17 protein-coding genes are annotated in these 17,512 nt (G+C 73.7%); 7 read left to right on the top strand and 10 right to left on the bottom strand.

Annotation, left to right across the window (positions count from 1 at the left end; translation table 11 throughout):
* Nucleotides 1-68 precede the first annotated feature (68 nt).
* From ACFWP2_RS36095 to ACFWP2_RS36080, 4 genes are all read right to left on the bottom strand, one after another.
* Nucleotides 69-1,262: an acyl-CoA dehydrogenase family protein gene (locus ACFWP2_RS36095; RefSeq protein WP_380459667.1), complete on the bottom strand. Its 1,194-nt coding sequence runs from the start codon at nt 1,260-1,262 to the stop codon at nt 69-71.
* 390 nt (nt 1,263-1,652) lie between these two features.
* Complete coding sequence (locus ACFWP2_RS36090; protein ID WP_350526312.1) at nt 1,653-1,736, bottom strand: putative leader peptide; 84 nt, start codon at nt 1,734-1,736, stop codon at nt 1,653-1,655.
* Between the two features lie 80 nt (nt 1,737-1,816).
* A complete protein-coding gene (locus ACFWP2_RS36085) occupies nt 1,817-2,311 on the bottom strand; it encodes a hypothetical protein (protein WP_030058989.1) in 495 nt (164 codons plus the stop codon).
* Nucleotides 2,312-3,054: 743 nt separating this feature from the next.
* Entirely contained in the window at nt 3,055-3,318 is a 264-nt protein-coding gene (locus ACFWP2_RS36080) for a DUF397 domain-containing protein (protein ID WP_380459665.1), read from the bottom strand.
* Between the two features lie 431 nt (nt 3,319-3,749).
* On the opposite strand from ACFWP2_RS36080, the gene ACFWP2_RS36075 reads away from it, so the two are divergent.
* On the top strand, nt 3,750-4,289 hold the full coding sequence (locus ACFWP2_RS36075) for a PTS-dependent dihydroxyacetone kinase phosphotransferase subunit DhaM (protein ID WP_380459663.1): 540 nt from the start codon (nt 3,750-3,752) through the stop codon (nt 4,287-4,289).
* A gap of 85 nt (nt 4,290-4,374) precedes the next feature.
* Here ACFWP2_RS36075 and ACFWP2_RS36070 read toward each other — a convergent pair whose 3' ends face one another.
* The 3 genes from ACFWP2_RS36070 to ACFWP2_RS36060 form a co-directional block, all read right to left on the bottom strand.
* A complete protein-coding gene (locus ACFWP2_RS36070) occupies nt 4,375-4,863 on the bottom strand; it encodes an NUDIX domain-containing protein (protein WP_380459661.1) in 489 nt (162 codons plus the stop codon).
* Between the two features lie 10 nt (nt 4,864-4,873).
* Nucleotides 4,874-5,425 (bottom strand): sugar transferase, encoded by a 552-nt coding sequence (locus ACFWP2_RS36065; protein ID WP_380459659.1) that lies wholly within the window; start codon nt 5,423-5,425, stop codon nt 4,874-4,876.
* A 283-nt stretch (nt 5,426-5,708) separates the two neighbouring features.
* Nucleotides 5,709-5,933 carry a hypothetical protein gene (locus tag ACFWP2_RS36060; RefSeq protein ID WP_360352468.1) on the bottom strand — a complete coding sequence of 75 codons (225 nt, stop codon included), beginning with the start codon at nt 5,931-5,933 and terminating at the stop codon, nt 5,709-5,711.
* Nucleotides 5,934-6,752: 819 nt separating this feature from the next.
* Between ACFWP2_RS36060 and ACFWP2_RS36055 the strand changes: the two genes are divergently transcribed.
* Nucleotides 6,753-7,586, top strand: a complete 834-nt coding sequence (locus ACFWP2_RS36055) for a polysaccharide deacetylase family protein (protein WP_380459656.1) — start codon at nt 6,753-6,755, stop codon at nt 7,584-7,586.
* Between the two features lie 1,309 nt (nt 7,587-8,895).
* Here the strand turns inward: ACFWP2_RS36055 and ACFWP2_RS36050 are convergent.
* Nucleotides 8,896-9,666, bottom strand: coding sequence for a glutamate racemase (locus ACFWP2_RS36050; RefSeq protein ID WP_380459654.1), 771 nt, complete (start codon nt 9,664-9,666; stop codon nt 8,896-8,898).
* A gap of 18 nt (nt 9,667-9,684) precedes the next feature.
* Between ACFWP2_RS36050 and ACFWP2_RS36045 the strand changes: the two genes are divergently transcribed.
* Entirely contained in the window at nt 9,685-10,872 is a 1,188-nt protein-coding gene (locus ACFWP2_RS36045) for a glycosyltransferase (protein ID WP_380459652.1), read from the top strand.
* 89 nt (nt 10,873-10,961) lie between these two features.
* Nucleotides 10,962-11,708, top strand: coding sequence for an SAM-dependent methyltransferase (locus tag ACFWP2_RS36040; protein ID WP_380459650.1), 747 nt, complete (start codon nt 10,962-10,964; stop codon nt 11,706-11,708).
* Between the two features lie 250 nt (nt 11,709-11,958).
* Here ACFWP2_RS36040 and ACFWP2_RS36035 read toward each other — a convergent pair whose 3' ends face one another.
* Nucleotides 11,959-12,633, bottom strand: a complete 675-nt coding sequence (locus ACFWP2_RS36035) for a thiol:disulfide interchange protein DsbA/DsbL (protein ID WP_380459648.1) — start codon at nt 12,631-12,633, stop codon at nt 11,959-11,961.
* Between the two features lie 140 nt (nt 12,634-12,773).
* A complete protein-coding gene (locus tag ACFWP2_RS36030; protein WP_380459646.1) occupies nt 12,774-14,102 on the bottom strand; it encodes a glycosyltransferase family 4 protein in 1,329 nt (442 codons plus the stop codon).
* A 446-nt stretch (nt 14,103-14,548) separates the two neighbouring features.
* Here ACFWP2_RS36030 and mscL point away from each other — a divergent pair, with 446 nt between their 5' ends.
* The 3 genes from mscL to ACFWP2_RS36015 all read left to right on the top strand — a co-directional run bounded on the left by mscL (nt 14,549) and on the right by ACFWP2_RS36015 (nt 17,253).
* A complete protein-coding gene (gene mscL / locus ACFWP2_RS36025; RefSeq protein WP_380459644.1) occupies nt 14,549-14,995 on the top strand; it encodes a large conductance mechanosensitive channel protein MscL in 447 nt (148 codons plus the stop codon).
* Nucleotides 14,996-15,392: 397 nt separating this feature from the next.
* Entirely contained in the window at nt 15,393-16,172 is a 780-nt protein-coding gene (locus tag ACFWP2_RS36020; RefSeq protein ID WP_380459642.1) for a DUF6643 family protein, read from the top strand.
* Between the two features lie 193 nt (nt 16,173-16,365).
* Entirely contained in the window at nt 16,366-17,253 is an 888-nt protein-coding gene (locus ACFWP2_RS36015; protein WP_380459640.1) for an MOSC domain-containing protein, read from the top strand.
* Nucleotides 17,254-17,512 lie beyond the last annotated feature (259 nt).

Raw genomic sequence — 17,512 nt, 5'->3', positions numbered from 1 at the left:
GTGCCGCGGCGTCGGGGGTCGCTCATCGTCGGGCCGTGCCCCGGGAGCGCCGCCCGACAGGACGGGCCCTACGTCCGGGAACCCCGTTCCAGGGCGGCCAGGCCCGCGGCCTCCAGGACGGTCTCGTCAGCGGCCAGGTGCACCCGGCTGCTGAGCACGTCCCTCAGATAGCGCTCCAGCGGGTGCCGGCGGCTCAGGCCGGGGTTGCCGGTGAGGGCGACGGCCTGCTGGACCACCGCCGTCGCGGCCCGGGTGGCCAGCAGGTGGGCCGGCCCGGTCCGGGCGACCGCCTCCGCCTCACCCCGGTCCACCCGGGAGGCCAGGCCCTCGACCAGTTCCTCGGCACCGATCAGCTGGGCCTCGATCTCGCCGAGGGCGGTCCGGTAGCGGGGCAGGGTGCCGAGCGGCTCGGTCAGATTGGCCGGGGTGCGCTGGTTGAGGAAGCGGATCAGCCAGGCCTCGGCGGCCCGGGCGACGCCGATCGCCACCGCGGACAGCGCCAGGTCGTGCCAGGCCAGGGCGAGTTCGGCCTCGGCGTCGGCATCCTGACGGGCCGCCCGGCGGCCGCCGGTCAGGCCGAGCGCGAGGTCGGCCGGCACCCGGACCCCGTCCAGCACGACGTCGTGGCTGGCACTGGCCCGCAGGCCGAGCTGGTCCCAGGTCGGATCGATCTCCAGACCCTCGCTCTCGCCGCGGACCAGGAAGGTGCCGACCCTCGGCTCCTCCTCGTCGGTCCGCGCGGTGACCGCCATCCACGCGAGCGCCTCGGCGCCGGTGCAGTACGTCTTCCGACCCGTCAACAGCCAGCCGTCGCCGTCCCGTCGGGCGACCGTGGCGGGCAGCTCGCCCGCGACGGTACCGGGCTCCGCGCGCAGGGTGTTGACCAGCGCCGGGCCGCGCCGGGACTCGGTGAGCAGCCGCCGGTAGCCGGCCGTCGGCCAGTCGGCGCGGCGGGCCTGCTCGGCGTGCCGGAGCAGGGTGAAGGCGGTGACCACGGCCACCGAGGCGTCCCCGCGGCCGAGTTGGGACAGCACCCGCACGATGTCGGCGAGCGTTCCGCCCGGACCGCCGTACCGCGCCGCGACGGTGAGGGTGAGCAGCCCGGCCTCGTGGACGGCCTCGATCCCCTGGTAGGGGAAGGTCGCGTCGCGGTCGTGCTCCTCGGCGCGGGCGGCCAGCAGGTCGACCACCCGGGGCAGCCCGGCGAGGGCGGCCTCGATCCCGGTGCGGTCGGGCGCGGGGTCCGCGGAACCGGTGCGCACCGGGCCGGAAGAGGCGGCGGAGGCGGTGGAACCGGCGGAACCGGCGGAGGCGGCAGGCGCGGCCGCGGTGGAACCGGCGGGCGTGGAACCGGTGGATTCGAGATGGCCGGAATCGGACCGGTCGGAATCCGCCGCCGCCGGGGCGGTCCGGGAACGGCGCCCACCGGAAGCGCTCTCGGACGCACGATCGACGGTCGAACGGTTGGCGGCGCGGGTCGTCATGATGCGGTGCCTCCGGGCGGCAGCGTGGGCTCGGCGTATGCGGGCGGCACGCCGTACGGGCGCGCGGTACCGATTGGCGGCTCCGAAGGTCGGCTCAAGGCCCGCCCCCTGGTGTCGGCGCCGACCGGACACCCGGTCGACCGCCCTCCGCCGGGGGACGAAGCCCCCTCAGCGGCCCGGACACGCCGCGCTGGCGGTGCGTCGCAGGTCCAGATGCCTGCGACGGGTCAGCAGCGGAAGACGGCACGGCATGTTCGCGACTGTACGAACCGTTGATCGATACCGTCAAGCAGAGTCGGTCCCCCGGATGGAGCCGGTCGGCCCCGTCGGGATCAGCCCTGCTGGAACATGTCCGCCGGCAGCGGCTTCAGCAGCTGATACAGGTCGTCCGAAATCGGTCGGTCCCAGGAGGCGATGGTGACCAGGACGCCGTCGCTGCGGCCGAACTGGGCGCAGAACACGCGTTCCTCGCTGACCTTGACCTTCTTCACGATCAGCAGGTCGTCCCCGAGCATCACCGGGAAGTCCTCGGCCGAGACGAACTCGACCGGCTCGTCGTTCTCCAGCGCCGCGAGCAGCTGCCGCACCTCGAAGGGCACGTCGTCGCCGGTCTCCCGGGCGGGCGAACCCTCGGGGAGGTTGCCGATGAACATCGCCGGGCCTCTGCCGCCGAACAGGTCGTAGCGCAGGAAAATCCCCTGGCAGGAGCCGTCCGGGCCGGTCATCATGGCCGCACCGAAGTCACCGGGCCAGTCACCCGGGTCCATCGCGAGCACGTCGAAGTCCGGGCCGGCGGGCTGTCCGGAGCGACGGCGGAGAAAAGACATGGGAACATCGTACGTGTCCGGCAGACCACGCTCGCGAGGTGGGTCGGGCGCCGCCGGGGGACGAGCGGGAGATCGACGCTCAGAGACCAATGTTGACTCTGAGCAACCGTCCGGGCTACGTTCGGTTCAGCACGACAGCCGTTCTGGGTTTCACCCTTCGGGGGGACGGCATGTCGCAACGCGGCCCTACACGCGTTTCCCTCACTGTGCACTTGTCGTGCCGAACTGCCGAGCACCCAGCTTCGTCATCTTCGTCATCGCACACAGCACGAACACACAAGCCAACAGTTCCATGCATCACAAGCCAGATCCGCGGGGCCCCGGCCCGTCGCTCCCGTGGATCTGCTCGGGACGCCGCCGCGTGGGGGCGTGCGGGTCCCGAGCATCGGTGCCGTCATCCGAGTCGCTCTCGGCTTCGGCGCCAGCCTCCCGGCGACTGCCGGCCCCTCGTGGGGCCGGGACCGGCCGACGCACCCCGGTGCGCAGGGGATGACTGGGAGGATGGCCTGGCAGTAATGCCGGGCCGCACAGCAGGCGCCGTGTCTGGCCGCGTGGGGGCGGTGGGCACGGCGTCTGCCCGTGCTCATACTCTGAGCTGCGTTTGTCTAACAGTCAACAGAAATTCTGACGGGGCACGCTCAATAGATCATCACTTGTGATGTTCGGACCCGAAAGATCGCTTGCAGAGCGGACCCCCGTCGACCGGGGGCCCGCTCCCGTGGTGAATCGCCCGACGCGCCGCCTCAGGTGAGGTCGAACTCGCCGTCCCGGGCGCCGAGCACGAAGGCCCGCCACTCGCCCGGCGTGAAGACCAGGACCGGCCCGTCGTCCTGGCGGCCGTCCCGCATCCCGATGTAGCCGTCCACGAAGGCGATCTGCACGTCCCCGACGCCCTGGCTGCTGCACAGCCACTCCGCCCCGGTGAAGTCCACCTTGGGCTTCCCGTTCGGCGCCAACTCCGGCTGCGCCACACCGGACTCCGTGTTCGTCCCGCTGCTGGATCCCACTGACCGATCTCCTCCCGACGGCTTTCCTGGGCCAGCCTAGCCACACCGCCCGGCCCCGGTCAGCGGGTTGACGAGGACTCCTCCAGGCGGGGACGCGGACCGCCGGAGAACGGGTTGAGGCGTGTCCCGACGGCGGGGGCGGCGGGCAGCTGCCAGAGTGCTGCCAGGGCGCCGCACGACCGCCTCGCCGGCTTCGCCGACCGCTCCGGCCGCTCCGGCTTCTCCAGCCGGGGAGGCGCGGGTGGCACGGCAGGGCGGGTCGGCCGGGCGGCGGCGGATCCGGGAGTCCGGGAGTGCTTGGAGCCATCGGCGGCCCCACCCCGCCTCGCCGCCCCACCGCGCCGCGCCGCGCCGCCCGACCGCCTTGCCCGCCCGCCCGCCCGCCCACCGATCCACCGATCCACCCACCGATCCGCTCAAGGGAGCAGCCGATGAGCCGCCGGGACGGCACCCGCGCCGACGTCATCCCCATCTCCGACGCCCCCTCGGCCCATCCCCCGGCACCCCGTACGCCTCCCTCACCCACCCCGTTGCCCCGGCCGACCCCCGCCCGGCCCGCCGTGCACGGGCGGGTCGGGATCGTCCTGGTCTCGCACAGCCAGGAACTGGCCACCGCCGTACGCTCCCTCGCGCTCGCGTTGACCGGATCCGACTCCCCCGCACCGGTCGCGGCGACCGGCGGCGACCCGTCGGACGGACCGGGCATCAGCGCCGTCCTGGTGGCCGCCGCGACCCGCCGGGTGGACCAGGGCCACGGCGTGGTGGTGCTCGCCGACCTGGGCGGCGCGGTCACCACCGTCCGCGCGCTGCTGGCCGACGCGGACGAGCACGGACTGCCGTTCCCGGTCAGGTTCGCCAACGCCCCGTTCGTCGAGGGCGCGGTGGCAGCCACCGCGACCGCCACGGCCGGCGGGGACCTGGCGGCCGTGCTGGACGCGGCGGAGGAGGCCTACCGGCAGTACAAGGGCTGACCTCGCCCGGGCGGGGTTCCGGTGGGTGCGGTGGGGGTGGCTCGCGTGGCCCGCGTGGCTGGCGTGGCCGTCGTGCCGCTCGGGCTCAGGGGCGCTCCTTGCCCTCCCAGGTGAAGACCGCCGGGCCCTCGCACTCCAGTGCGTGGCGCAGCCGCTCGTGCTCGGTCTCGACCATCGGCGGCAGCTCGTCCAGCCCGAACCAGCCGACCTCGAGCGACTCATCGTCGTTCACCCGCGCCTCACCGCCGACCGCGCGGCACCGGAAGGTCAGCACCAGGTACTGCGTCACATCGCCGTTCGGGTACGTGACCTGCGGCGAGACCGTGACGGAGGCGAGCAGCTCAGGCACGACCACCACCCCGGTCTCCTCCTCGCACTCGCGCACCACGCCGTCGGCGGGCTGCTCGCCGGGGTCGAGGATGCCGCCGACCGGCGCCCACCGGCCGTCGTCGGCCCGCCGGGCGAGCAGCACCCGGTCGCGGTCGTCCAGCACGACGGCGACGACGGCGCTGAGCCAGAGCGGACGGTTGCCCACGACGGCGCGGAGTTCGGCGAGGAAGGGAGGGATAGCCATGGGCCGCAGCCTATCGGCGCGGGTCCGGGCCGACCCGGTGCGCCCGGCCCGCGTCGGACCGCAGCAGGGCGAGCACGGTGAGCCCGAGGATGTGCAGGTCGAGCCCGAGCGAGCGGTGCTCGACGTACCAGAGGTCGAGCTCGGCCCACTCGGGACGGCTGAGCGGGCGGAGCGTCCGGGAGCGGCTCAGAGCGTGCAGCTGGGCCCAGCCGGTGAGGCCGGGCCGCACCGCGAGCCGGCCTCGCTCCCGGCCGGAGCAGCCCACGACCTCGTCGGGGCCGGCCGGCCGGGGGCCGACCACCCCCATCTCGCCGCGCACCACGTTCCACAGCCGCGGCAGGTCGTCCAGGCCGGTGCGGCGCAGCAGGGCGGTGAGCCGGCCGTTCCCGCCGGTCCGGAAGCGCAGGATCTGGAACTCGCGGCCGTACCGGCCGGTCCGGGTCCGCCGCTGGAGGACCGGGCCGCCGGTGGTGCAGCGAAGCAGGACGGCGATCAGCAGGGCCAGCGGCAGTGCGACGACCGCGGCCAGGGCGGTGACGGCGAGGTCGCCGGCGCGCCTCATGAGGTGGTCACGGCACGATCCGGTCTGCTGGCCATCGCTCCCCCTCCCGCGATGCTTCGAGTCGAGCCGGAAGAACGCATTCACAGTAGAGGCGGGATGAAGCCCGTGTCCGGGAATGGTGAAAGAAGAGGGCCGAATTTGTCCGACTGGACGATATTCAGTCGGTCTGACCAATTTCGCTCGATCCGCCGTTTCGAAATGCCGAGAGCGATCGACATATCAGGTGGGGGCGACGCCCGGGCGGAACCCGCCTGCCGTACGGCCGGCACGCCGGCCGGAGCCGTCAGAGCGCGGCGCGGCGCCGGTCGCGGAACACGCCGAAGGCGATCCGGCCGAGCAGCAGGACACCGGCGGCCAGACAGCCCGCCACCGCCATCGCCCAGGCCGGTCCGTCACTGTCCGGAACGAACACGGCCACGACGATGCCGAGCGCCAGGCAGGCCAGGCCCACCACGGTCAGCGGGAGCTGGTGGGTGACCAGGGCTCCGCCGCTGCACGCGCGAGCCATTCGGGACGCCCCGTGGAGATGGAAGGGGTCACGGTCCGCATCTGCCATGAGCCCAAGGTACCCCGGGGCGGCCCGGGCGGCAGCCCGCAGGGAGTGAAGGCTCGAACACGCTGTGCGACCGGCGGATCGGAGCTGGTCAGGGCCTCGGCGGGCTCGCCGCGGAGTGTGATCGAGACGTCGACGCGGGCATTCCGGCTCCACAATCAGTCCACGAAAAATCCTCGTCCCCCCGGTACAACCATCCGTCGGGTGCAGCGGTCTCAATGGCATTGAGTGATCCAGGAGCCGTTCGAGGGCGGGTGTGAACCCCCACCGAGAACAGGAATATCCAGGAGCGGAGCCGCCGCCCCTGGAGTCGGAGGCCGGGCTCCGTCCTCCGGCGGTACCGCCACGCCGCTCGGCGAACGAGGGGGAACCGTGCCGCAGTCCCAGTCCAGTACATCGACCTCCATGGCCCGCGACCGGCCGGCACCCGGCGTACGCGCGCTGCCCCCACCCGTCGTCAGGCCCGCGGACCGGCGCGACATCGGCCGGCCCGCCGACCGTCCGGCCGCCGACCGCCTGCACGGCGGGCATCTTCACGGCGAACACCGACATGGGGAACGCCAACATGGCGAACACCGCCATGGTGAGCACCGACACGGCGAACACCGACATGGTGAGCAACGGCATGGCGGGCACCGGGACAGCGGGCACCGGGACGGCGGGGGCCGTCACCGGGCGGCCGTCGACACGGAACAGCAGGACGCTCGGGGCGAATGGCTGCGGTTCGCCCCCGTCCAGCCGCTGTTCCGGGCCCGGGCGGCCCAACGGCTCGCCGTGCTCGCCTACCACGGGGTGACCGACCACCGCTCCTTCGGCGCCCAGCTCGACCGCCTCCAGCGGCTCGCCACACCCGTCTCGCTCGGCGCGGTCCTCCAGGCCGTGGCCGAGCGGCGGCCGCTGCCGCCGCGGAGCGTCCTGGTCACCTTCGACGACGCCGACCGGAGCGTGCTCACCCACGCCCTGCCGGCCCTCGACGCCCGGGGCATTCCGGCCACCGCGTTCGTCATCTCGGAGCTCATCGGCACCGAGCGGCCGTTCTGGTGGCACGAAGCCGACTTCCTGGCCCGGCACGGGGGCCGGGCCCGCTCGCTCGACTGCGGACACCCGTCCCAGCTGCTCCGGCGACTCAAGGCCATGCCGGACCCGGACCGCCGGCGCAGCCTGCACGAGCTGCGGGTCAGCGCCGACCGCCGGCCACCCCGCCAGGAGCAGCTGACCCCCGCCGACCTGCTCGCCCTGCGGGACGGGGGCGTCGCCATCGGCAACCACACCCAGGGGCACCCGTGCCTCGGGCGCTGCGACGACGACACCGTGCGCGCCGAGATCACCGGCGCCCACGAGGCCCTCACGCGCTGGCTCGGCGAACCACCCATCGCCTTCGCCTACCCGGACGGCGGCCACGACGTCCGTGCTGAAACCGTCCTGCAGGAGCTCGGCTACCGCCTCGGCTTCCTCTCCGACCACCGCCTGGGCCCCCGGCTCCCCTCCCATCCCCTCCAGATCAGCCGCCTCCAGGTCGACTCCACCACCAGCACCCGCCGCTTCGACACCATCCTCTCCGGCCTGGAACCCGCCTACCGCCGCTGGCGCCGCCAAGCCGTCGCCTAGCCCTGGCCGGGGGCGGCAGGCACCACCTGCGCGCAGGAAGTCGGCCGGGCCGACTTCCTGCGCGCACCGAAAATCAGCCAGGCCGACTTTCAATCGCGACCACCATCCCCACGCGAGAAGTCGACCAGATCGACTTCTCACGCACCCACCCCCAGAAATCCTGAGCCCAAACAAAAAGCCGGCTCCACTGCCCAATCGCACAGGCAGACACCCCTCACCACGAGAAGTCGGCCAGGCCGACTCCCCACGCGCGGCCACGCCAGGCACCCCCACCCGCAACGCGACTCTACGCGCATAGAAACTCGGCCCCGCCCCCGCCCCCGTCCATGCCCACAGCACAGGAAGTCGGCCAAGTCGACCTCCCACGCACCGGGACCGCCCGGGCCAACGATTACCAGTCCCCAGCGACCGGGCAGCGCAGACCAGCCACCCCAACGCCGCACAGGAAGTCGGCCCGGTCGACTTCCTACACACCGGGACCGCCCAGCTGGGCGGTCCCAAGCCCGCCGGGCGGCTGGACGCGGAGCCGCAGTGCCCCAACACAGCGCGGGAAGTCGACGGGGTCGACTTCCCGCGTACGCCACACCAACCGCCCTCACCCGCAACGCGACTCTCTGCGCGTAGAGGCCGTCCCGGCACCCGCCCGCGCGCAACAGTCCCGAGCCGGCACGAGAAGTCGGCCAGATCGACTTCCTCCGCAGCGAGAGGAACCCAGCCAGCAACCAGAAAACCTCGAGCGACTGCGCAGCAGAGCGCCGGCCACCCCGGCGCCGCGCAGGAAGTCGGCCGGGTCGACTTCTCGGGCGGCGGCTATGCGCACCGGAGCTGAGGCGGTTGGCCCCTCAGTGCGGGAAGCGGGGCAAGGCGGGCTGGGCCTGCGGACGGGGCCTGGAGCGAGAAGTCGGGCGGGTCGACTTCCTGTGCTTCGGGAGTGATCGGAAGACCTTGGGAGTGGCGGGACGCGGAGCTATCGCTCCCCCGCACGGCACAGGACGTCGACCGGATCGACTTCTCGTGCGCGCTGGCTCGAGGGCAATTTCTACGCGCGCAGATTCGGTCCGGTCGCCGCGTGAGAAGTCGGCGGTGCCGACTTCCTGTGCACTGAGAGGACGCGCGCCGCAGACGGTAGCGTTCGGGTGTGGGCGGGGGATGTCGACCGCGCCGAGTCTCGGGCGCGCCGTCGGGAAGCCTGCGCGCCCGCACGGGAGAGACCTGCACGCGCCATCGCTCTACGCGCGGAGACGACCATGCCATGCGTGAGAAGTCGGCCCGGCCGACTTCTCACGCGCTGCCCGGCCGCTGCCCGGGGTCAGCCGATGAGGGTGGCGAGGGTGTTGCCCTGGGGGTAGAGGGCGGCGGCCGCGGGGAGGTCGGCGGGGGCGCCGGCATGGAGGACGGTGAGGGTGCCGCCGCCCGTCCGGGTGGGGTCGGCGACGCGGCGCAGGGCCTGGGCGGCCACGGCGTCGGCGGAGCCGAGAAGGGTGAGCCCCGGCGAGGCGGTCGGGGCGACGGCGGCGCGGATGCGCTCGTCGACGAGTTCGTAGTGGGTGCAGCCGAGCACGATGACGTCGGTCCCGACCGGAGTCCGGGCGGCGGCGTCGGCGATGGCGGCGGTGATCGCCTCGTCGTCGCCGTGCTCGACCGCGTCCGCGAGCCCCGGGCAGGCGACCTCGGTGACGTCCGCCGAGCCGCCGAAGTCGCGGATCAGCCCGCGCTGGTACTCGCTGCCGGTGGTGGCCGGGGTGGCCCAGATGGAGACCCGGCCGCCCTGCGCGGCGGCGGGCTTGATCGCCGGGACGGTGCCGATCACCGGGAGCCCGGGCTCGAGCTCGGCCCGCAGTGTGGCGAGCGCGTGCACGGAGGCGGTGTTGCAGGCGATCACCAGCGCGTCGGGTTCGAGCGCGGCGGCGGCCCGGCAGCAGCCGAGGGCCAGCTCCGTGACCTCCTCCGGCGTACGCGGCCCCCATGGCATCGAGGCCGGGTTGGAAGAGAGCACCAGATCCACGTCCGGGCGCAGCTTCCGAAGGGCGGCGGCGGCGGCCAGCAGGCCGATTCCGGAGTCCATCAGTGCGATCTTCACGGGTCAAGACTTTAGTCGATGCGCCCGCCGGGCCCGCTTCTGCGGCAGACTGCCGGGGTGACCGTCCTGCTGTGGATCGCCGCGTTCTCCCTGCTGGTCTGGCTCTGGCTGGCGTGCTGCCACGGTTCGTTCTGGCGCACCGACGTGCGGCTGCCGCCGCGTCGCCCGCCGGTCCGCTGGCCGCAGGCGGCGATCGTGGTACCGGCCCGGGACGAGGCCGCGGTGCTCCCGGTGAGCCTGCCGACGCTGCTCGCGCAGAAGTACCCGGGGCGGGCCCGGGTGATCCTGGTGGACGACCACAGTTCGGACGGCACCGGCGCACTGGCGGCGGAGCTGCGGAAGATCGACGGGCTGGAGCTGACCGTCACCACCCCTCCCCCGCTGCCGCCGGGCTGGACCGGCAAGCTGTGGGCGTTGCGGCACGGCGTGGCGCTGGCCGGCCCGGACGTCGAGTACCTCCTGCTGACGGACGCCGACATCGCGCACGGCCCGGATTCGCTGGCCGAGCTGGTGTCCGCCGCCGAGAGCAACGGGCTGGACCTGGTGTCGCAGATGGCCCGGCTGCGGGTGGAGACCGGCTGGGAGCGGTTGATCGTGCCGGCCTTCGTGTACTTCTTCGCCCAGCTGTACCCGTTCCGCCGGAGCAACCGCCCGGGTGCCCGGACGGCGGCCGCGGCCGGCGGCTGCTCGCTGGTGCGACGCGAGGCGCTGGAGCGGGCGGGCGGGGTGGCGGCGATCCGGGGCGCGGTGATCGACGACGTGTCGCTGGCCCGCGCGGTGAAGGCCACCGGCGGCCGGACCTGGCTGGGCCTGGCCGACGACGTGGACAGCGTGCGCCCGTATCCGCGGCTGGAGCAGCTCTGGCGGATGGTCTCGCGCAGCGCCTACGCCCAGCTCCGGCACTCGCCTCTGCTGCTGCTCGGAACGGTGCTGGGGCTGGCGCTGGTCTATCTGGTGCCGCCGGTGGCGACGGCGGCCGGCCTGGTGGCGGGGGTGCCGGCGGTGGCGGCCGCGGGCGGGGCGGCGTGGGCGCTGATGGCGGGCACGTACCTGCCGATGGTCCGGTACTACGGGCAGCCGGCCGCGGCCGTCCTGCTGCTGCCGTTCACCGCGGGGCTGTACCTGCTGATGACGGTGGACTCGGCGGTGCAGCACTGGCGCGGCCGGGGTGCGGAGTGGAAGGGCCGGACGTACTCCCGGGCCTGAGGAGTCCCAGGTGCGAAACCCCCTGCCCTGGAAGCCCTCTGCCCTGAAAACCCCCTGCGCGGTGGGCCGCCCCGTTCCATACTGCTCGAATGGACCGTCAGCAGATCTCCCGCCTCGCCCATGCCCGCCACCCGGTCGCGGCCCCGCTGGCGGACGAGTCGGTGGCCCGGCTGCTGGACCGCGCCACGGCCGGGACGGAGCAGGGCCGGGCGCTGGACCTGGGCTGCGGCGAGGGTGCCTGGCTGCTCCGGACGCTGGCCGCCCGTCCGAACTGGCGGGCCGTGGGCGTGGACCTGGACGCGGCGGCGCTGACCCGGGCCCGGGAGACGGCGACCGCGCTCGGCGTGGTCCGCCGGATCGGCCTGCACCACCTGGACGTACGGGAGTTCACCGCGAGGGAGCCGTTCGACCTGGTGCTGTGCGTCGGCGCCACCCACGCGTTCGACGGTCTGCTGCCGACGCTCGCCGCGGCCCGCGAACTCCTGGCTCCGGGCGGCCGGTTGCTGGTCGGCGACGGGTTCTGGCAGCGCGAGCCGTCGCAGGCGGCGCTGGACGGGCTGGGCGCGGTCCGGGAGGACTTCGCGGATCTGGCGACGACCACCGACCAGGTCCTCGCGGACGGCTGGACGCCGGTGTTCGGTCACGTCAGCACCGAACAGGAGTGGGACGACTACGAGTTCTCCTGGACGGGCTCGCTGGCCGAGTGGGCGCTGGACCACCCGGACCACCCGGACGCGGCGACCGCCCGCGAGGCCGCGGACCGACACCGCACCGAGTGGCTGCACGGCTACCGGGGGACGCTCGGCTTCGTCACGTACCTGCTGCGACGTGACTGAAGCGGCTGAAGCGGTCAACGCGACCGACACTACCGACGCGACCGAATCGGTTGAATCGGTTGAAGCAGCCGAATCGCCGCCGCCCTCAAGCGGCCCTCCAGCGATCGGCTGCTTCCGGATTTCGCGCGAGGAAGTCGTCGATCAGCGGGGCGATCGGTCGGACCAGGGGCGCTTGTCCGGCACATCGCCTGCCGGACAAGGCCCATGGGCGAGTTGATCCGATGTCACCGCGACGACCGTGAGCGCGGGATCAGTGGCGGTGCTCATGCTCCTGCTGCACCAGGTGGTCGAGCACCTCGGGCATCGCCTCGACCCCGCCGGCCTGGGTCGGTGAGGTGCGGTACTCGCCCTGGACGATGACCGTCGGCAGCTCGTTGACTCCGTAGCGGGTGAAGGCGGCGGCGGCTTCCTTGACCGACTGGCTCACCGCGGTGGAGCGGTAGGCGCGACCGAACGCCTGGGCGTCGACGCCGTTGCGCACGGCCCAAGCGGTGGCGGTGGACTCGGCGGTGAGGTCGAGGTGTTCGTCGTGCACGGCCCGGAACGCGCTGCCCTGGAGGCGGCCGACCAGGCCGAGCCGATCGAGCGTGTAGTAGAGCCGGGCGTGGCCGCGTTGCGCGGCCTCGTCCTGGCTGCCGGGCCAGATGGCCGGGACCTGGCGCAGCGCGACATCGGCGCGGTGCTTCTCCGCCCAGGCCTGCAAAGGCTGTTCGAGCGCCTGGGAGTGGCTGCAGTCGTACCAGAAGAATTCGATCGCTTCGGTCCGGGCGCTCTCGCGCACCGGCCGAGGGTGGTCGAGTTTGACGAACTTGGCGCCCTCGGCAGGGTGTTGGTGGGTCATCGCGCCGGCCTGGACGGGGGACGCGGCAATCCCGACGGCGACGGCGAGCAGGACGGTGGACCGCAGCAGCGACTTCGATTTCACATCGGGCAGTGTGCTGGTGACGGTTCGCTACCGGCCGGTTGCTGCGGCGCAGGCAGGGCCGGATTCGCCCGAACGGCGCACCCCGGGCCTTGCCCGTTGACGGGGCGGACCACCCGACAGGGCCAACGGAGTCAGCGGGGTCAGCGGGCCGCCTCCGCGCCCGCCGTCCACACCTCGGCGACCAGCTGCTGCCAGGCGTCCACGACGGCACCCAGCTCGAAGTGCTCCAGTGCGTGCGCCCGGGCCGCCGCACCCAGGCCCGCCCGGTTGACCGCCAGCACCTTGCCCAGCGCCTCGGCGAGGGCGAGCGGGTCCCCGGGGGCGACCACCGCACCGGTCGCACCGTCGCGGACCACCTCGCGCACCCAGCCGACGTCCGTGGCCACGGCGGGCACCCCGGCCAGTGCCGCCTCGATCAGCGCACCGGGCACGCCCTCGCTGTCGCTGGTCAGCAGCAGCGCGTCGGCGGCCCGGTAGAGCGGGGCCGGGTCGGGCAGCGGGCCGAGGAAGTGGGCACGGGCGGCGGCCGGGTGGCGGGCCAGCGTCTCGCGCAGCGGTCCGTCGCCGGCGACGGCGAGCCGGACGTCGGGCAGCCGGTCGAGCACGTCGAGGGCGAGGTCGAGCCGCTTCTCGGGGGATATCGCCCCGATCCAGGCGACCAGCAGCACGTCGGCCGGCAGGCCCAGCGCGTGCCGCGCGGCGCGCCGGTCGTCCCGGCCGTCGGCGGGCGGATAGCTCTCGGCGGCACGGGAGTTGGGGATCACGTGGACCTTGCCGTCGGGCAGCCGGAACTGTTCCTCCAGAACGACGCGCGCCTCGTCGGTGAGGGTGGTGACGGCGGCCGCGCGGTGCATCAGCGCGCCGCCGCGCACCCGGCGCAACCGGTTGGCGGTCCAGTAGCGCGGGTGGCCGACCGAGACGTAGACGAAGGGCGTACGGGTCCCGGCCAGGGCGAGGGCGCAGGCGGCCAGGGTGTCCGAGCCGTGGGCGAGCACCACGTCGGCGGCGCGCGAGGCGGCGCGCAGCGCCCGCAGGGTGCTCGGGTGCAGCCGGCCGGGGCCTAGCACGGCCGCGGAGCGCAGTCCGGCGGCGGCGCAGTCGGCGGAGGAGCGGCCCGCGGAGCCGGAGGACTGGCCCGCGGAACCGGAGGACCGGGACCCGGAGTCGGGGCCCTGGCCTGCGGAATCGGGGCCCTGAGCAGCGGAGTCAGGACTCGGGCCTCCGGAGTCAGGACCCGGGCCGGCGAAGTCGGGGCCCGGGCCGGCGGAGTCCCGCCCCGACCCGGCGGGGCCGCAGTGGACGGCCGGATGCGGGGCGAGGGCGCACAGTGCGGAGGACTGCCCCCGACGGCTCAGTTCCCGGTGGAGGTCACGGGCGAAGTTCTGTGCGCCGCCACGGCGTGAGTCGCTGATCAGATGCAGGACACGCGGACGGTTTCCGGCCGGATCGGCCGACAAATGGTCGGGCATGGACCGACCTTGGCACAGTGCTCCGTCCGGTACATCCCCTTCGCGCAACCTGATGGTGGCCCATCCGCCCGCACTTGTACACCCGATGTGCGCCACAGGGCCGCCGTCGTGCGCCGGATGCGACCGCTGTGCGCCCCGTCTCGCCCCCTGCCGCGCTCCGGTTCACCCCGTCGCGCCGGGTCGGCGCCACCCCCGATCCGCGCATGCCCCTGTCAAATGCCCTGTGGCGCCGGGAGGTTGGGCCGGGCGTTCGACCGCCGAAAGGCCGGTACGCGGAGCGCCCCCGCCCAGCCCGGCCGGTCGGCGTCGGGCCCTGCGCCGGTTACCCGGTTCGGGTGAACGCGGTTGGACCTCGACCCGGGCGGCTCGGCAGGATGTCCGGCCGGGGGCGGCACCCGCCGTGCCGCCCCATCTCCCCCTTCCTCGTACGGATTTGGAGTCACCCGGTGTTCAAGGGATTCCGCAGCTTCCTGCTGCGCGGAAACGTGGTGGACCTCGCGGTCGGCATCGTGATCGGCGCGGCCTTCACCGCCGTCGTCACCGGGTTCGTCAGCGCCTTCCTCACCCCGCTGGTCGGCGTCGCGTCCGGCGCCGTCGGCGACTTCACCCAGAAGACCTTCGAGGTGGCCGGCACCCGGTTCCCGTACGGCGTCTTCGTCAACGCGGTCATCGGCTTCGTGCTGACCGCGGCCGTCATCTACTTCGCCGTGGTGCTGCCGGTCGGCAAGCTCCAGTCCCGCTTCGAATCGGCCAAGCCCGCGCCGGCCGCGAAGGTGGACTGTCCGGAGTGCCTGAGCTCGATCCCGGCCGCCGCGACCCGGTGCTCCTTCTGCACCTCCGAGGTCGGCAAGCCGGGCCTGCCCGCACAGGCCCAGGCGCTGCAGTCGCACTGACCAGCGCGAATCGGGCCGGCACCGGGCTGAGAGCGCAGGTCGCGGGCCGGTGAGCGAACACCCGGAAAACTGACGGGGACTTTATTCCCGAAACATTCACGAGCCCCCGCCGTCCCGATGGCGGGGGCTCGAATGCGCCCGCGCACGCCCGTCCGGAAAAAGTTTCTCCGCAGGGCTCCCGACCGTCTACCGGCCGGTCACCACAAGGACTTCCGGAGACTCCGTCCGGCCACTGTTCGACCACTGACGGGGCGCCAAGGTTGTCCGGAACCAGACGCCGGAATGTCCGTCTTTACTACTTTCGAAACCTTTGTGCGAGCGAAGACTGTGTAAACACTCGAACTGCTCCCCCTCCCGCTCTCCTCAGCAGGCTCGTTGTGGGCTTACCGTATGGCCCATGACCTCGCCCCGCTCCTACGACGGAGTCGGCTACCCCTCTCCGTCCTTCTCCTCCGGCACGCCGATCTACGACAGCCTCGTGGCTGAGCGCGGCGTCCCCCAGATCGCACCCATCAACGTGCCGGCCGCCCTGCCACCGGCGCTGTCGTCCGGTTACGGATCCGGCCTCGGCCAGTCCCACGAGAACCGGTACGGCAACGGGTACGAGAGTGCCGGCAGCAACCTCCCCGCGCTGCCGCCCGCCCGCCTCGCCCTGGGCCCCGGCCCGAGCAGCGGTCCCTCCGCCGGCCCCGCCACCGCGTACATCCCCGCGCAGCCCGCGCCGGCGTACGCCGCCCCCCAGCCGCCGGTCCCCGGCTACGGCGCCCCCCAGCCGTACCAGCGACCGCAGCCCAGCGCACCGGCCTTCGCCCAGGCCACCGGCGGCGGCTACCAGCCGACCGGCGGCCAGAGCTTCGGCGGCCAGAACACCTTCATCGGCGCCCAGGGCGGCCCGCAGACCTTCGGCGCGCAGCCGGCCGGCGGCCAGGGCGGTTTCGCCCAGGGCCAGCCCGCCGGTCCGCAGGGCTTCGGCGGCCAGCAGTCCTTCGGCGGGCCGAGCGCCGCGGGCCCCGGCGTCCAGGGCCAGGGCGGCGACCAGTCCTTCGGCGGTGCCCAGCTGCGCCCCGCCATGGCGCCGGTCGCGCCGGCCCGCCCGATGCAGCCGCAGCGCCCGGGCCCGTACGGCGAGCCCGGGCAGTTCCAGGGCGGCTACCAGCCGCAGGGCCAGGGCTACTGAACCACCTCCCCGAGGCCGTCCCCCACACGGCCCACACCCGCACCACCTGAGCACCACCCGGCGCCCCGCGCGCCGGGCGAACGGAGAAACGGGTCATCCACGGACCGCCCGGAACGCCCCCACGGCGTCCGGGCGGTCCGTGCGCGTACGGGGTCCTTCCCGGCCGGCCGGAACCGACTGGCAGGATGGGGGGATGCAGCTCACCGGACTCCACGTCTACCCCGTCAAGTCGATGTACCGCCTGAGCCCGGACACCGCCGTGGTCCACCCCTGGGGCCTGGCCGGAGACCGCCGCTGGATGCTCGCCGACGCGACCGGACGGTTCGTCAGCCAGCGCGAGAACCCGGCCCTCGGGCAGATCCGCGCGGGACTGCTGCCCGAAGGCGCCCTCGCGCTGACCGCCCCCGACGGCTCCCGGATCGAGGTCGCCGCCCCCACCGCCGCGGCCGGCGACCCGCTCGCCGACGTCGAGGTCTGGGGCACCCGCTTCCGCGCCGCCGAGGCCGAGGCCGAGGCCGACACGGAGACGCGCAAGTGGATCGCCGAGCACCTCGGCGACTACCGCCTCGTGCACCTGGACGACCCCCGCGCCCGGCCCGTCGACCCGGAGTACGGCGAGCCCGGCGACAGCGTCTCGATGGCCGACGGATTCCCGCTGCTGCTCACCACCACCGCCTCGCTGGACCGGCTCAACGAGCTGATCACCGCGGAGAACCCGGACGGCCACGAGATCCTGCCGATGGAACGCTTCCGCCCGAACGTGGTGGTCGGCGGCGCCGAACCGTGGGCCGAGGACACCTGGAGCCGGATCCGGATCGGCACGGTCACCTTCAAGGTGGTCAAGCCCTGCGGCCGCTGCGTGGTCACCACCACCGACCAGGAGACCGGCGAGCGGCGCGGTAAGGAACCGCTGCGCACCCTGGCCCGGCACCACCGGCTGCTGCGCAAGGCCTCGTTCGGACAGAACCTGATCCCCGAGCGGGCGGCCGGCGTCGAGGGCGACGAGCTCGGCACGCTGCGGCTGGGCGACGAGGTCGAGGTGCTGGAGGCCGGGGCGCACTGGCCGGCCGACGAGCGCTGAGCGGAGCTGACCGGAGCTGGCCCCGCGCCGAGCGGAGCTGAGCCGACCCGCGTTGATCAGCGCTGACCCGCGCTGAGCGGAGCTGACCCGCGCTGAGCGGAGCCGACCGAAGCTGTCCCGCGCCGACTTCCCGGCCTGGTCGGCGGCGCGGTGCGTCCGCCGACCGGCGCCGGGCGCGCCCCGCGTTCCGGAACCGGCGCGTCCCGGACGGAACCACCGCTGTGCGCGCTCGTTGAAACAAGTGGTCGGAACCTGTGGC

It is taken from the genome of Kitasatospora sp. NPDC058444 (assembly GCF_042721415.1).
GTDB lineage: Bacteria > Actinomycetota > Actinomycetes > Streptomycetales > Streptomycetaceae > Kitasatospora.
Note: the sequence above shows the minus strand (reverse complement) of the source record. Positions and strands in the feature narration are given on the sequence as shown.

Bases quoted from the DNA above. Each gene is read 5' to 3' on its own strand.
- ACFWP2_RS36090 (WP_350526312.1), bottom strand. From the start codon at position 1,736: ATGCCGTGCCGTCTTCCGCTGCTGACCCGTCGCAGGCATCTGGACCTG.
- ACFWP2_RS36085 (WP_030058989.1), bottom strand. From the start codon at position 2,311: ATGTCTTTTCTCCGCCGTCGCTCCGGACAGCCCGCCGGCCCGGACTTC.
- ACFWP2_RS36075 (WP_380459663.1), top strand. From the start codon at position 3,750: ATGAGCCGCCGGGACGGCACCCGCGCCGACGTCATCCCCATCTCCGAC.
- ACFWP2_RS36070 (WP_380459661.1), bottom strand. From the start codon at position 4,863: ATGGCTATCCCTCCCTTCCTCGCCGAACTCCGCGCCGTCGTGGGCAAC.
- ACFWP2_RS36065 (WP_380459659.1), bottom strand. From the start codon at position 5,425: ATGAGGCGCGCCGGCGACCTCGCCGTCACCGCCCTGGCCGCGGTCGTC.
- ACFWP2_RS36060 (WP_360352468.1), bottom strand. From the start codon at position 5,933: ATGGCTCGCGCGTGCAGCGGCGGAGCCCTGGTCACCCACCAGCTCCCG.
- ACFWP2_RS36045 (WP_380459652.1), top strand. From the start codon at position 9,685: ATGCGCCCGCCGGGCCCGCTTCTGCGGCAGACTGCCGGGGTGACCGTC.
- ACFWP2_RS36040 (WP_380459650.1), top strand. From the start codon at position 10,962: ATGGACCGTCAGCAGATCTCCCGCCTCGCCCATGCCCGCCACCCGGTC.
- ACFWP2_RS36030 (WP_380459646.1), bottom strand. From the start codon at position 14,102: ATGCCCGACCATTTGTCGGCCGATCCGGCCGGAAACCGTCCGCGTGTC.
- ACFWP2_RS36020 (WP_380459642.1), top strand. From the start codon at position 15,393: ATGACCTCGCCCCGCTCCTACGACGGAGTCGGCTACCCCTCTCCGTCC.
- ACFWP2_RS36015 (WP_380459640.1), top strand. From the start codon at position 16,366: ATGCAGCTCACCGGACTCCACGTCTACCCCGTCAAGTCGATGTACCGC.